Consider the following 14,530-nt stretch of genomic DNA (forward strand, 5'->3'; position numbering starts at 1 on the left):
GACCATGGACCGGCCGCTTCCACCTGCCCTCTCGCAATTCGTGCTGAAGATCCACAGCCGCTGCGATCTGGCCTGCGATCACTGTTACGTCTACGAACACGCGGACACGAGCTGGCGCGGGCGGCCCAGGGCCGTCTCCGAGGAGATCCTCGCCCAAGTCGCCGACCGCATCGCCGAGCACGCCGCGCGTCACGCGCTCTCCATGGTCCATGTCGTCCTGCACGGAGGCGAGCCCCTGCTCGCGGGCCCCGACAGGATCAGGCGGGCCGCCGAGGAACTCCAGCGGGCCCTGAGCGGAGTGAGCGCACTCGATCTGCGCATGCACACCAACGGTGTGCTGCTCGACGAGAAGTTCTGCGAGCTCTTCCTCGAACTCGGCATCAAAATCGGCGTCTCCCTCGATGGTGACAAGGCCTCCAACGACCGCCACCGCCGATACGCCGACGGCCGCAGCAGCCACGACAAGGTGATCCGAGCGGTCGAGCTGCTCGGCCGCCCGCGCTACCGGCGCCTGTTCGCCGGTCTGCTGTGCACCATCGATGTCGAGAACGACCCGGTGGCGGTCTACGACGCCCTCGTGGCCCTGTCGCCGCCCCGCATCGACTTCCTTCTCCCGCACGCCACTTGGGACGTCCCGCCGCCCCGCCCCGGCGGCGCCGCCACTCCCTACGCCGACTGGCTCGACGCCGTCTACCGGCGCTGGGACGCGGCGGGACGCCCGGTGCCGGTCCGCATCTTCGAGTCCGTGCTGCGCACCCTGCGGGGTGAGAGCAGTCTCACGGAGTCCCTCGGCCTTGCCCCCGCCGACCTCGTGGTGATCGAGACCGACGGCACCTTCGAGCAGGCCGACAGCCTCAAGACGTCGTACGACGGAGCCCCGGCCACCGGCATGGACGTCTTCACGCACTCGCTCGACGACGTCCTTGAGCACCCGGGCATGCTCGCCCGCCAACAGGGCATCGAGCAGCTCTGCGAGCAGTGCCGCGGCTGCCCGGTGGTCGAATCCTGCGGCGGCGGCCTCTACGCCCACCGGTACCGCACCGGCAGCGACTTCGACAACCCCTCCGTGTTCTGCCCCGACCTGCTGGCACTGGTCACCACCATCAAAGACCGGGAGGCGGCCGTGCCCGCACCTAAGCCGACGCCCGCCCCCCAACTGCCCATGGAGCAGGGAGACTTCCAGGCGCTGGCGGCGGGCTTCGGTACGGCGGACACCATCCGGCGCCTGGCGGACACCCAGCTGGACATCAACCAGGAGCTGCTGGCCGCCGTCAGCGAGCGCATCGCACTGTCCGACCGGCAGGCCGCGGCGGCCTGGGAGCTGGTGGCGCACCTCGACGCCGAGGCGTCCGCCGACCTCGACGCGGTGCTCGCGCATCCGTACACCAGGCCGTGGGCGCTGAGCGTGCTCGACGGCCGAGCGGCGCCCGCGGCCGGCCTCGCCGAGATCGCCGCGGCCACCGTGCTGCGGGCCCGCCTCGACCACCCCGTCACGGTGCCGCTGCGCGGCGGTGCGCTACGCCTGCCCGGCCTCGGCTCCGTACGGCTCGCGGGCGATGTCGGCCACGCCGAAGTGAGTGCCGGGCCCGAGGGGTTCACGGTGCGCGGCGGCGCCCGCCGCCTCGACATCGGCTGGCACGAGGGCATGGACGGCCTCACCCCGCACTGGCAGCCGGTGCGCCTCTTCCAGGGCGAGGGCTGGAGCGTGGCCATCGAGGACACCGACCCGCTGCGCGACTGCCACAAGTGGCCCGTCGCGGAGCGGCTCCCGGCGGACGAGGCCAAGCTGTGGGCCGAGGACCTGACGGGCGCCTGGTCGCTGATCCGGCGCGAACTGCCCGTCTACGCCGAAGGCGTGGCCGCCGGACTGCGGCTGATCACGCCCCTGCACGCGCCGGCCGGCAGCGACGTCAGCGCCGCCTGCAAGGAGGCCTGGGGCGCGATCGGGGCGGCCAGGCCCGCCTCGCCCGAGCTGCTTGCCCTGCTGATCGTGCACGAGTTCCAGCATGTGAAGCTCGCCGCGGTCCTGGACGCCGTCGATCTGTACGACAAGACCGACCGACAGCTCTACTACGCCCCCTGGCGCGACGATCCGAGGCCGATCGGGGGGCTGCTCCAGGGAACGTACGCCCATATCGCGGTGACCGACTTCTGGCGGGTGCGTCGCCGGAGCGCACCGGGAGCCCTCGAACGCGACACGGCCCAGGCGCAGTTCGCCCGCTGGCGGCAGCACACGGTCCAGGCCGTTGAGGAGTTGCTCGGCTCGGGATCCCTCACCGACCTGGGACTACGCTTCGTCAACGGCATGGGGGAGACGGTGCGCGGCTGGCTGGACGAGCGCGTCCCGGGCGCCGCTCTGGACGAGGCGGCCGACTCCGCGCGGCGCCATAGGGCAGCGTGGGAGGCGCGGGCGACGAGGGGAACAGCTTGAATTCCGCTGCGAATTGAGCGAATTCTCCCCCGATTCTTTGATCCACTCGACGGGCACCGCATGATTCCGGTCATGATCTGATCGAATTTCCGTGGGTGGATCGACCATCGGGTTTGTTCGTTCTGTTCCGCCGGAGAAACCTCCGTTCCTACACTGAGGACCCATCCACTTGGACCGGGGGAGACAGTGGTGCAGGGATCAGTGGGGGCTCAGGGCGACGAGCAGAAGCCGTACTTCTTCCTCAGCTACGCGCACACGCCGAAGAGCGACCCCAAGGACAAGGACCCCAACCTCTGGGTGCAACGGTTCTTCCGGGACCTCTGCGCGCATGTGATGCAGCTGACGCCGCTCCCGGCGGGCAGTGCCGGCTTCATGGACCAGCAGATGCAACCCGGAGAGGGCTGGCAGGAGCGGCTCTCCGAAGCGCTCGCGTACTGCCGCGTGTTCGTTCCGCTGTATTCCCCGCGCTATTTCCTCAGCGAGCAGTGCGGCCGGGAGTGGTTCGCCTTCTCCGGCCGTGCCGCCGTCCAGAACACCCGCGTGAGCCACAACAACAGCAACCCGGTGACCGGGATCGTGCCCGCGCTCTGGGTGCCCGTCCCCACCCGCCAGTTACCGCAGCCCGCCGAGCGGCTCCAGTTCAACCACGCGACGTTCGGCGACGAGTACGCCGACGAGGGCTTCTACGGCCTCATCAAGCTCAACTACCTGCGGGACCAGTACGAACGCGCCGTCTACCGGCTGGCCAAGCGCATCGTGAGCGTGGCCCAGCAGACCCAGCTGGAGCCCGGCGACCCGCACCAGGACTACGCCAAAGTGCCTCCCGCGTTCGGCCCCAGCGGAGGACCCGCCCGCGACATGGAGGTGTCCGTCCTCGCCTGCTCGCGCTCCAGCCTCCCCACCGGCCGCAGTCCCGACTGCTACGGATCCGAGGCCCTCGACTGGAACCCCTACCATCCGGCCTCCTCCAGACCGCTCGCCGACCACACCGTCGATGTCGTACGCAACCTGAACTACACCGTGCACCTGAGCGACTTCGAGGCCGAACCCCAGCGGATCCTGGCCTCCGGACCGCCGACCGGGCCCGGTCTGCTGCTGCTCGACCGCTGGGCCCTGGACGCCCGGCGCCGCCGCGAGCTGGTCGACCAGCTCTGCGCCGCCCCCCGACCGTGGATCAGCGTGATGGTCCCGGGGAACGCGGCCGACCCTCAAACCCGCGCGTACAACGAAGAGTTGACGCAGCAGACCGACAGCGTGCTGGCCTCCCGCACCGACGAGAGCGACGGGCACCGCACGCCGAGCGCCGGACTGCCCACCCTGGAAGCCTTCAGCAAGGCGATCCCGGGGGCGGTCAAGGCGGCGGTCAGACACTACGAGGCCAACGCGCCGACCTATCCACCGCCCGGCAGCGGAGGGCCCATGCCCCGCGTGCTTCCGGGCGGCATCGGCTACGGCACCAATGGCCCGGCCAGCCGCGGTCAGAGCACGGACCAGGACAAGAACAACGGGGATAAGGCGGAGGGCTCATCAGATGACTGAGAACCGCAACGGGACCGTCGTCACGTTCTATTCGTACAAGGGCGGCACCGGACGGACCATGGCGCTGGCCAACTGCGCATGGATCCTGGCGGCCAACGGATACCGGGTACTCGCGGTCGACTGGGACCTGGAGGCGCCCGGACTGCACCGGTTCTTCCACCCCTTCCTCGACCTCGCCGACCTGGAGGCGACCCCGGGCCTGATCAACCTGATCACCGACTACCAGGACGAGGCCCGGCGCCCCGCCGACCGCGATCCCGACTGGCACCGCGAGTACGCCCGGGTACGCCCCCACGCGACCTCCCTCAACTGGAACTTTCCGCAGGGCGGCAGTCTCGACTTCCTCTCCGCCGGCCGCCGCAACCGCGACTACCCGTCCATCGTCGGCAAGATGGACTGGGACGACTTCCACGAGCGCTTCGGCGGCGGCCAGTTCTTCGACGCCATGCGCGACGACATGCAGCGCCACTACGACTACACCCTGATCGACAGCCGCACCGGCCTGAGCGACATCGCCGACATCTGCACCGTGCAGATGCCCGAAGTCCTCGTCGTCTGCTTCACCTTGAGCGACCAGAGCATCGACGGCGCCTCCGCGGTCGCCCGTGACATCGAGGAGCGCTACCACGAGCGGCGCATCCGCATACTGCCGGTGCCGATGCGCATCGACGACGGCGAGAAGGAGAAGGCGGACGCCGGACGGGCGCTGGCCCGCGAGAGCTTCCCCGGCTTCCCCAGCGGCCTGAGCACCGAGGAACTGGCCAACTACTGGGGCACGGTGGAGGTTCCCTACCGCCCCTTCTACGCCTACGAGGAGATCCTGGCCACCTTCGGCGACGCGCCCAACGTCAGCAGCTCCATGCTCAGCGCGTGCGAACGGCTCACCTCGGTGCTCACCGGTGGTCTGGTGAACTCGCTGCCGCCGATCGACGAGGCGGACCGGCTCACCCATGTCGCCGCCTACACCCGGCGCAGGCCCATGCCGCCGTCCAACCTCATCCTCACGTACGTCGCCGAGGACCAGATGTGGGCGGACTGGCTGGCCTCCGTGCTGACCACGGCCGGCTTCCACGTCGTGCCGGTCGACGTCCGCACCCCCCAAGTGGCGGCTGTGGAGGCCCAGTTCACCTCCGGCGTCGGATACCGCGTCATCCCGGTGGTGTCGCAGGCCTACCTGAACACCGAACGGGCCAGGACCTTCTGGGAGAGCGGCACCGGGCTCGACGCGGCGGGCGGTCGGCGTCAGATCCTGCCGGTGCGCGTCGGCGACGTGCGGCTCAGCCCGCCGCTCAGCAGCCGCGGCGTCATCGACCTCGTACGCCTCGACGAGCCCGACGCGGCCGCCACCCTGCTCCAGGCGCTCGACCGGACCGAGGCCGCCGCCGCCGTGGCGGCCGGGCCCGCCGGCCCGCGCTACCCGGGCAGCGTGCCCAAGGTCTGGAACGTACGGCCCCGGCACGCCTGGTTCACCGGCCGCACCTCCGTCCTGGAGCGCCTGCGCGACCAGTTGCGCGGCGACAGCCGCTCCGCGCAGCGCTTCCCACAGGTCCTCTACGGGCTCGGCGGCGTCGGCAAGACGCAGGTGGCACGCGAGTACGCACACCGGTTCCGCGCCGACTACGACCTCGTGTGGTGGATCGAGGCCGAGCAGCCCGACCGGGTGGTGTCCTCGCTGGCCGAACTGGCGGCCGAGATGGACCTGAGGGCCGGTGACGTGGTCGCCGAGGCGGCCACCGCGGCACTCCAGGCGCTGCGGCGCGGGGCGCCGTACTCGCGCTGGCTGCTGATCTTCGACAACGTCGAGGACCTCGACCGGGCCCTGAAGCTCCTCCCCGAGGACATGGAGCCGATCCCCGGCGAGACCTACGGCCACATCCTCGCCACCTGCCGCAACAAACCGGCCTCGACGCAGGTGGAAGCCATTGAGGTGGAGGTCTTCACGCGCGCCGAAAGCGTCGAGCACCTGTGTCGCCGGGTGACCAAACTGCCGGCCGCCGACGCCGACCGGGTCGCCGACGCGGTCGGTGACCTGCCGCTGGCGGTCGAGGTCGCGGCAGCTTGGCTCGCCGAGACCGCGACCCCCGTGGACGCCTATGTGGAACAGCTCAAGGAACAGAGCACCAAGGTGCTCTCCCTCGGCAAGCCCGAGGACTACTCACAACAGATCGGCGCGACCTGGAACATCTCGATCAGCCGGCTGCGCGACGAATCCAAGGCAGCGGTACGGCTGTTGGAGCTCTGCTCGTTCTTCTCCGCCGAGCCGATCTCGATGCGCCTGATCGGCAGTGACTCGATGTTCGAGTCCCTCCTGCCGTACGACCCCGATCTGCGCGAGCGGTACATGCTGGGCAAGGTCATCCAGACGCTGAACCGGTTCGCGCTGGCCAAGGTCGACCCCGCGGACAGCAGCATCCAGGTGCACCGGCTCGTCCAGGCCGCGGTGCGGGCCGGGCTCAGTGACGAGGAGGTCGACACGGCCAAGCACGAGGTGCACCGCATCCTCGCCGAGGCCCGCCCGGTGGAGGGCGTCGACCGAGACAACCCGGTCAACGACCCCAAGAGCTGGCCCAGTTTCGAACTGATCTGGCCGCACCTGAGCGCCTCCGGCATCGCCGACTGCGACGAGGAGAAGGTCCGCCAGCTCATGGTCGACCGCATTCGCTACCTGCTCAAGCGCGGTGAGCTGGAGAGCGCCCGGGTGCTCGGCATGCAGCTCAACAAGGTCTGGACCCGCGAACTCGGCGAGAACGACCTCCAGACGCTGAACATCCGCTTCGAGCTCGCCAACGCCCTGCGCGCCCAGGGCAAGTACCAGGAGGCGCGGGCGATGGACGAGGACACCCTCGCCCGCCAGATCAGCGTCCTGCACAAGGACCATCCGAACGACGACCACCCCAGCATCCTCATCACCACCGGAAGCCTCGCCGCCGATCTGCGCGCGCTCGGCAGGTTCGACGAGGCACTCACCCGCGACCTGCGGATCTACCACGGGCTGCGCCAGATCTTCGGCGAGAACCACCCGCGCACCCTGATCGCCGCCAACAACCTCGCCATCGACTACCGGCTCAGCGGCGACAGCGAGGCGGCTCGCAGGCTGGACGAGGAGACCGTGGAACGCCGCAGCGCCTTACTCGGCGACGACCACCCCTTCACCCTCACCACCAAGGGCCACCTCGCGCGCGACCTGCGCGAGAGCGGCGAGTACACGGCCTCGGTGCAGGTGCTGCGGGAGGTGGTGGCGGCGTTCGAGCGCGTGCTGAACGCCGACGTTCCCGAGGCGCTGCGCACCGCCAAGAGCCTGGCGGTGTCCCTGCGCAAGTCGGGCCACCCGCACGAGGCGAAACGGCTGACCGAGGAAACGTACAACCGCTACCGCGGCCGGTATGGGACGAAGGCTCCCGACGCCCTGGCGTGCTGCCTCAACCTGGCCGCCGACTTCTCGGCGACCGGCGACAAGCAGGCCGCGCTGGACCTCGCCGTGCAGGCCCTGGACGGCTACCGGAGCACCCTGGGCGAGGAGCATCCCTTCACGCTGGCCTGCCGCAACAACGTCTACATCTACCAGCGCGGGCTCGGCGCCGCCGAGGAAGCGGTGCGGGGCGGTGAGGACGTGCGCGCCGCGCTTGAGGAAGTGCTGGGCGCGCGCCATCCGTTCACCCTCTGCGCCGCGGTCAACCTAGCCAACGCGTACGGCGACATCGGGCGCCCCGACCTCGCCGAACGCTGGGAACGGACGGCGCTCAAGGGCCTGTTGGAGCGGTTTGGACCGACCCACCCCGATGTGCTCGCCTGCCGCTCCAACCTGGCGATCACACTGCGGGCGGCCGGCCGCGAGGAGGAGGCCCAGCGGCTGCGCGCCTCCATCCTGGAGCCGGCCGCGAAGCAACTGGGCGTCGACCATCCCATCGCCGAGGCGGCGCGCGCCTGGCGCCGGATCAACCGCGACCTGGAGCCGCAGCCGGTGTGAGCAGCGCCGAAGCGCTCGGGCCCACGGACCCGAGCGCTCCCGGCGGGTCACGACGTAGCGCTCGGGCCCGACGGGCGGGTGCTCCGGGCGGTCCACCGCGTTCGCCCCGGGCGGGGGTTCAGTGGGCCGGCGGGCGGCCCTGGCCCTGGACCGCGCACCCTTGACGGATCACCAAGTGGCCCAGCCCAGCACGCGGGTGAGCACCCGCAGGGCCCCGAAGTGCGCCGCGCCCCGCTCGACTATCAGCTGGGCGCCCGGAATCCGCTCGGCCAGCCACCGGGTGTGCTGCACGGGTGCGAACACGTCCTGCTCGCCGTGCCACAACAGCACCGGCGCCGTGATGTCCTCAAGCCGGAACTCCCAGTCGGTGCTGAACGCCATCACGTCGTCCACCCAGCCGTCGGCCGAACTGCGCAGCGCCTCCTCGAAGTTGCGCTCCAGCATCGCCCGAATCCCCGCGTCGGCGACGATGCCCCGGTCCGGCTTCGGCAGCCCGGGGCGCATGTCGTCCACCGAACGCCGCGGATCGGACCGGATGGTGATCGACCGCATCGTCAGGGCGGCCGTCAACTGCCGTTTCCCGGCGGCCGCGTTGACGTACTCCCGCACATTGGACTCGGTCATCCCCTCGAACCAGTCGAGCCCCTGGGCATCGCGCGGCGCGAGCCCCACCAGGGCCGCCGCCCGCGCCGTGCGGTCCGGGAGCAGCGCCGCGCAGGCCAGTGCGTGCGGGGCGCCGCCGGACCGTCCGACCACGGCGAACTCGTCAATGTCCAGCGCGTCTGCGATCGCCTCCACATCGGCGGCCGCATGCGCCACCCGGCGCCCCGGCAGCCGGTCCGAATCGCCGTATCCCGGCCGGTCGAACGTGATGAGGCGGACGCCGAGCCGGTAGAGCACCGCACTGCGCGGCGCCGGACCGAGCCGGCTCCCCGGGGTGCCGTGCAGCAGGAACACCGGTCTGCCCTGTGGGTTCCCGTAGTCTTCGACCGCTAAGTCCCGCCCGTCCCTGGTACGAATCAGCTCCCCCAACTGGTGCCTCCCCGTAGGTCTGGTTGGCGACAGTATGAGCGCGTGCCATTCAGTGGTACATACCCGCACCTGTCGAATGCTCCGGGACGCAACCCGGTGTGCTCAGCCCAGGAGCGGTATCTCGATCGCCGGGCACCGGTCCATGACCATGTCGAGCCCGGCGGCGCGGGTGCGGTGGTACGCGTCCTGGTCGATGACGCCGAGCTGGAACCAGACGGCCTTCGCGCCGATGGCGACGGCCTGGTCGGCGACCTCCCCGGCGAGGTCGCTGTTGACGAAGACGTCGACGACATCCACCGGGAACGGGATCGCGTCGAGCGAGGTGTACCCCCGCTCGCCGTGCACGGTCTCCGCCTTGGGGTGGACGGGCACGACCCGCTTGCCGAAGTGCTGTAGGACACGGGCCACGCCGTGGGCGGCACGGTGCTCGTTGGTGGAGAGGCCCACGACGGCCCAGGTGTCCCCGCTGTGGGTGAGGATCCTGCGGATGGTCTCCTGGTCGCCGTACATGCGCCGCCTCCGATGGTGCCGTGCCACGTGTCACTGTCCTCGTGGTAACGGGCGGCCGCGCCGGAGGATTCCCGCCGGCCGCCGCATAGGGTGGGCGGATGCAGGAGCAGTACCGCACCATCGCCCGAGAGGGCGTGCACGAGAGCGAGATCAACCGGTCGCGCTTCATCTGCGCGCTCGCGCCCGCCGCGACCGAACAGGAGGCGCAGGCGTTCGTCGCCCGCATCCGCAAGGAGCACCCGACGGCCAGCCACAACTGCTTCGCGTACGTCATCGGCGCCGACGCGTCCGTCCAGAAGGCGAGCGACGACGGCGAGCCCGGCGGCACCGCCGGAGTGCCTATGCTCCAGATGCTGACCCGTCGCGAGGTCCGGTACGTCGTCGCCGTCGTGACCCGCTACTACGGCGGGGTCAAACTCGGCGCGGGCGGACTGATCAGGGCCTACGGCGGAGTGGTCGGCGAGGCCCTGGACGCGCTCGGCACCATTGTCCGCCGCCGGTTCCGGCTCGCCACGGTCACCGTCGACCACCAGCGCGCGGGCAAGCTGGAGAACGACCTGAGGGCGACGGGCCGCGCGGTCCTGGAGGTGCGCTACGCGGAGGCCGTGACCATCGGGATCCAACTGCCCGAGACGGACGTGGAGGCCTTCCGCGCCTGGCTGGCCGACGCCACCGCCGGCACGGCGAAGGTGGAGCTGGGCGGAGAGGCGTACGGGGACGCGTGAGGTGTGCGGGGATGCATGAGCTGTGCGGCGCCGTCATGTGCGCGGCGATGCGCGCGGGCATGGGTGAGAGGTCGTAGAACCTTGGATCTCCCGGTTACCGCCCGTGATGTCAGACCCCACCGTTACCCTTTGGGATCATGAGATTCCTCCATACCTCGGACTGGCACCTGGGCCGGTCCTTCCACCGGGTCGACCTGCTCGGTGCCCAGGCGGCGTTCCTCGACCACCTGGTGGCGACGGTGCGCGAGCGGGGTGTGGACGCGGTTCTGGTCGCCGGGGACGTGTACGACCGGGCACTGCCGCCGCTGGCCGCCGTGGAGCTCTTCGACCGGGCGCTGCACAGTCTGGCCGAGGCCCGGGTGCCCACCGTGATGATCTCCGGCAACCACGACTCGGCGCGCAGGCTCGGCGTCGGAGCGGGTCTCATCCAGCGCGCCGGAATCCACCTGCGCACCAACCCGGAGGGCTGCGGCACTCCGGTGGTGCTCAGCGACGTGCACGGCGATGTGGCCTTCTACGGGCTGCCGTACCTGGAGCCGACACTGGTGCGGCGCAGGCTCAAGGCGGCGAAGGCCGGGCACGAGTCGGTGCTGAGCGCCGCGATGAAGCGGGTGCGGGCGGACCTCGCCACACGTCGCGAGGGCACCCGGTCCGTCGTCCTCGCCCACGCCTTCGTGGCCGGCGGCGCCCCCAGCGACAGCGAGCGCGACATCACCGTCGGAGGAGTCAGCGCGGTGCCCGCCGGTGTCTTCGACGGCGTGCACTACGTGGCGCTCGGCCACCTCCACGGCGCTCAGCGGATCACCGACCGGGTCCGCTACTCGGGCTCGCCGCTGGCGTACTCCTTCTCGGAGACCAACCACCGCAAATCCATGTGGCTCGTGGACCTCGACGCCGAGGGCGGCGTCACGGCGGAGCGGCTCGACTGCCCCGTGCCGCGCCCCCTCGCCCGGATCCGGGGGCAGCTCGACGTGCTCCTGGAGGATCCCGCGCTGGAGCGGCACGAGGCGTCGTGGATCGAGGCGACCCTGACCGACCCGGTGCGGCCGCACGACGCGATGGCCAAGCTCTGCGAGCGCTTCCCGCACACGGTGAGCCTGATCTTCGAGCCGGAGCACACCGGTACCGAGGCGCACGGCTCCTACGCCCAGCGGCTCAAGGGCCGCACCGACCAGCAGATCGCGGAGGACTTCGTGGCGCACGTACGAGGCGGCAGCGGCCCCGACGACCGCGAGCGCACGGTGCTGCGCGGCGCCTTCGAGGACGTGCGCGTCGACGAGAGCGTGCGCGAGGTTGCCCGGTGAGACTGCACCGCCTGCGCGTCACGGCCTTCGGTCCGTTCGGCTCCACCGAGGAGGTCGACTTCGACGCCCTGTCCGCCGCCGGCCTGTTCCTGCTGCACGGACCGACCGGCGCCGGCAAGACCTCCGTCCTGGACGCGGTCTGCTACGCGCTGTACGGAGCCGTCCCCGGCGCCCGCCAGGGCCCAGGCACCACCTTGCGCAGCGACCACGCGGCATCCGGCACCGTCACCGAGGTGCTGCTCGAACTCACTGTGGGCGGGCGGCGGTTGGAGATCCGGCGCACGCCGCCCCAGCACCGGCCCAAGAAGCGCGGCGGCGGCTACATCACCGAGCGGGCGACCAGTGAGCTGCGGGAGTACGACGCGGAGCTCGGGGAGTGGCAGGGGCTGAGCCGTTCGCACCAGGAGATCGGCGAGGAGATCGGGCAGCTCCTCGGGATGAGCCGGGAGCAGTTCTGCCAGGTCGTGCTGTTGCCCCAGGGTGAGTTCGCGAAGTTCTTGCGGTCGGACGCGGAGGCGCGCGGCAAGCTGCTCGGCCGGCTCTTCGACACGCGCAGGTTCGCCGCCGTGGAGGAGCACCTCTCCGAGCTGCGCAAGGCCGCCGAGCGCGAGGTGAAGTCCGGTGACGAGCGGCTGCTCGCGGTCGCCCAGCGCATCGCGCAGGCCGCCGGCGCGAGCGCGGACGTACGGGACTGGCCGCTGCCCGCCGCCAAGCCGGGCGAACCGGGCCTCGCGGAGGCCGTCCTGCAGTGGGCGGCCGTAGCCCGCAGCGGCGCACGCGAGCGCCTCGACATCGCGGAGATCGCCGTGCGGGCGGCCGAGTCCCGGGCCGCCGCGGCCCGCCGCATCGCCGAACAAGCGCGTGAACTGGCGGCGCTTCAGCAGCGGTACGCCGAAGCCCGGCTCCGTGCCGAGGAGTTGGCGGCAGCACGGCCCGAACAGGACGCGCTGCGCGGTCGCCTGGAGGTGGCCCGCAAGGCCGAGCGGGTTTCGCCCGCGCTGTCCCTGCGCGACCAGGCCGAGCGGGACCACCGCACGGCCGCCGCCGCCCGCGAGCGCTCGCGGGCCCAGCTGCCGCCCGCCCTCGCCGACGCCGGTGCCGAGCAACTCGCGGCCCTGGAGCGGAGGATGCGCTACGACCTGGGCGCGCTGGACTCCGCCCGCCGGGCCGAGCGGCGCAGCGCCGAGATCGACGCCGAGCGGGCCACCCTTGAGCGGCAGGCCCGAGCCGACGAGGACGTGCTCGCCGAATCGGCGGGGTGGCTCGCCGACTGGGAGCGCACCCGGCTCGCCCACCAGGGCAGGATCGACGCGGCCCACGAGGCTGCCGCGCGCGCCGAACACCTGGCGGGCCAGCTCGAACCGGCCGTCCACCGACTCGAAGCGGCCCGCGAAAGGGACGCTCTCGCAGCCCGCCTGGCCGCCGCCGACGAGCAGCTGCGGGCCACCCGCGACCGGGCCAACGCCGCGCACGAACAGTGGCTGGCGCTGCGCGAGGAGCGGCTGCGCGGCATAGCCGCCGAGCTCGCCGCCGGGCTCCGCGACGGCGAGGCCTGCACGGTCTGCGGCTCACCCGAGCACCCGGCGCCCGCGAGGGCGGCCACCGGGCAGGTCGACCGCGCCACCGAGGAAGCGGCGCAGCAGGCCTACCAGCGCGCCGACGAGGCTCGTGGCCATGCCGAGCGCGCCGTGGCCCTGGTACGAGAGCAGCACGCGGCCGCGAAGGCCGCCGCGGGGACCGCAGACGTGGCCGAACTGGCCGATTCCGTAGAGGAGTTGCGGCGTCGGCATGCCGAGGCGCACGGGGTGGCCGGGGGGCTGCACGCCGCCCGCGAGGCCCTGGTAACGGACGAGCGGGAGCACGAGCGGCGCCTGGCCGACCAGCGCACCGCGCAGCAGAACACGGCGGCCCGCACCGCCCGCCGCGAGGCGCTGGACCAGGAACAGGCGGCGCTGGCACAGGAGTTGAGCCAGGCAAGGGCGGGAGCCGCCAGCGTCGATGAGCAGGCCGTGCTCCTGGAGCGCCGCACCGCCATCCTCGCCGAGGCCGTCGAGACCGTGCGTGCCGTCGAGGCCTGCGCCGAACGCCTCAAGGACGCCGACGGACGGTTGTCCGAAGCGGCCTTCCGCGCCGGATTCGAAACCCCGGCGGCAGCGTCGGCGGCGCTGATCGACGAGCGCGGCCAGCGCGAGATCCAGCAGCACATCGACGCCTGGCAGCGCCAGGAAGCGGCGGTCGCCGACCGCCTCGCCGAGCCGGAAACGGTGGCGGCGGGCAAGCTCCCGCCGGCTCGCACCGAGGAGTTGGAAGCCGCGTACGCCAAGGCCGAGCGAGTCCTGCGGGAAGCCACGTCGGCCCTGGCGGCGGCCCGGGTCCGCTGCGAGGACCTGCGCGCACTGAGCGGCCAGGCCGTCCGCGAGACCAGCGCCCTCGGACCGGTGCGCGAACGGTACAACCGGGTGGCGCGCCTGGCCGGGCTGACCGCGGGCACCTCGGCCGACAACGTACGCAAGATGCGCCTTGAGTCGTACGTCCTGGCGGCCCGGCTCGAACAGGTGGCGGCCGCCGCCACGGCGCGGCTCCAGCACATGTCGGGCGGCCGCTACACCCTGGTCCACTCCGCCGATCGCACCGGAACCAAGCGCTCGGGCCTCGGGCTGCACGTCGTGGACGCCTGGACGGGCCGTGAGCGCGACACCGCGACGCTGTCGGGCGGCGAGACCTTCTTCGCCTCCCTCGCGCTGGCCCTCGGCCTGGCCGATGTCGTCACTGACGAGGCGGGCGGGACACGCCTGGACACCCTGTTCATCGACGAGGGCTTCGGCAGCCTCGACGAGCAGACCCTGGACGAGGTGCTGGACGTCCTGGACTCGCTGCGCGAACGCGACCGCAGCGTCGGCATCGTCAGCCACGTGGGCGACCTGCGCCGCCGCATCCCGGTCCAGCTGGAGGTGGTGAAGGCCCGCACGGGGTCTTCGGTGCGGCTGCGCGGCGGCGGGGCCGAGGGCTGAGCCGTGCGCCC

The 14,530-nt window shown here is 71.7% G+C and carries 8 protein-coding genes; 6 read left to right on the forward strand and 2 right to left on the reverse strand.

The annotated features are described in order from the left end of the window. The first annotated feature begins 4 nt into the window (after nt 1-4). The 3 genes from OG522_RS31550 to fxsT all read left to right on the forward strand — a co-directional run bounded on the left by OG522_RS31550 (nt 5) and on the right by fxsT (nt 7,937). Complete coding sequence (locus OG522_RS31550) at nt 5-2,431, forward strand: FxsB family cyclophane-forming radical SAM/SPASM peptide maturase (protein ID WP_329466436.1); 2,427 nt, start codon at nt 5-7, stop codon at nt 2,429-2,431. A 189-nt stretch (nt 2,432-2,620) separates the two neighbouring features. Continuing rightward, nucleotides 2,621-3,970, forward strand: a complete 1,350-nt coding sequence (locus OG522_RS31555; RefSeq protein ID WP_329466437.1) for a TIR-like protein FxsC — start codon at nt 2,621-2,623, stop codon at nt 3,968-3,970. Further along, nucleotides 3,963-7,937: an FxSxx-COOH system tetratricopeptide repeat protein gene (gene fxsT / locus OG522_RS31560; RefSeq protein ID WP_329466438.1), complete on the forward strand. Its 3,975-nt coding sequence runs from the start codon at nt 3,963-3,965 to the stop codon at nt 7,935-7,937. Before OG522_RS31555 ends, fxsT begins: the two co-directional genes overlap by 8 nt. Nucleotides 7,938-8,105: 168 nt before the next feature. Here the strand turns inward: fxsT and OG522_RS31565 are convergent, their stop codons facing one another. Then, nucleotides 8,106-8,969 carry an alpha/beta fold hydrolase gene (locus tag OG522_RS31565; protein ID WP_329466439.1) on the reverse strand — a complete coding sequence of 288 codons (864 nt, stop codon included), beginning with the start codon at nt 8,967-8,969 and terminating at the stop codon, nt 8,106-8,108. 102 nt (nt 8,970-9,071) lie between these two features. Then, the gene (locus OG522_RS31570) at nt 9,072-9,479 is read right to left on the reverse strand and encodes a CoA-binding protein (protein ID WP_329466440.1); all 408 of its coding nucleotides are present in this window, start codon (nt 9,477-9,479) and stop codon (nt 9,072-9,074) included. 98 nt (nt 9,480-9,577) lie between these two features. Between OG522_RS31570 and OG522_RS31575 the strand changes: the two genes are divergently transcribed. The 3 genes from OG522_RS31575 to OG522_RS31585 all read left to right on the forward strand — a co-directional run bounded on the left by OG522_RS31575 (nt 9,578) and on the right by OG522_RS31585 (nt 14,519). Continuing rightward, entirely contained in the window at nt 9,578-10,204 is a 627-nt protein-coding gene (locus tag OG522_RS31575; RefSeq protein WP_329466441.1) for a YigZ family protein, read from the forward strand. A 137-nt stretch (nt 10,205-10,341) separates the two neighbouring features. Next, nucleotides 10,342-11,508: an exonuclease SbcCD subunit D gene (locus OG522_RS31580; RefSeq protein ID WP_329466442.1), complete on the forward strand. Its 1,167-nt coding sequence runs from the start codon at nt 10,342-10,344 to the stop codon at nt 11,506-11,508. Then, nucleotides 11,505-14,519, forward strand: coding sequence for an SMC family ATPase (locus OG522_RS31585; RefSeq protein WP_329466443.1), 3,015 nt, complete (start codon nt 11,505-11,507; stop codon nt 14,517-14,519). The genes OG522_RS31580 and OG522_RS31585 overlap by 4 nt, the downstream gene beginning before the upstream one ends. Nucleotides 14,520-14,530 lie beyond the last annotated feature (11 nt).

Source organism: Streptomyces sp. NBC_01431, assembly GCF_036231355.1.
GTDB lineage: Bacteria > Actinomycetota > Actinomycetes > Streptomycetales > Streptomycetaceae > Streptomyces.

What these genes read in the sequence shown, in the direction of transcription:
- OG522_RS31580 (WP_329466442.1), top strand. Translation starts at nt 10,342, where the DNA reads ATGAGATTCCTCCATACCTCGGACTGGCACCTGGGCCGGTCCTTCCAC.
- OG522_RS31575 (WP_329466441.1), top strand. Translation starts at nt 9,578, where the DNA reads ATGCAGGAGCAGTACCGCACCATCGCCCGAGAGGGCGTGCACGAGAGC.
- OG522_RS31550 (WP_329466436.1), top strand. Translation starts at nt 5, where the DNA reads ATGGACCGGCCGCTTCCACCTGCCCTCTCGCAATTCGTGCTGAAGATC.
- OG522_RS31570 (WP_329466440.1), bottom strand. Translation starts at nt 9,479, where the DNA reads ATGTACGGCGACCAGGAGACCATCCGCAGGATCCTCACCCACAGCGGG.
- fxsT (WP_329466438.1), top strand. Translation starts at nt 3,963, where the DNA reads ATGACTGAGAACCGCAACGGGACCGTCGTCACGTTCTATTCGTACAAG.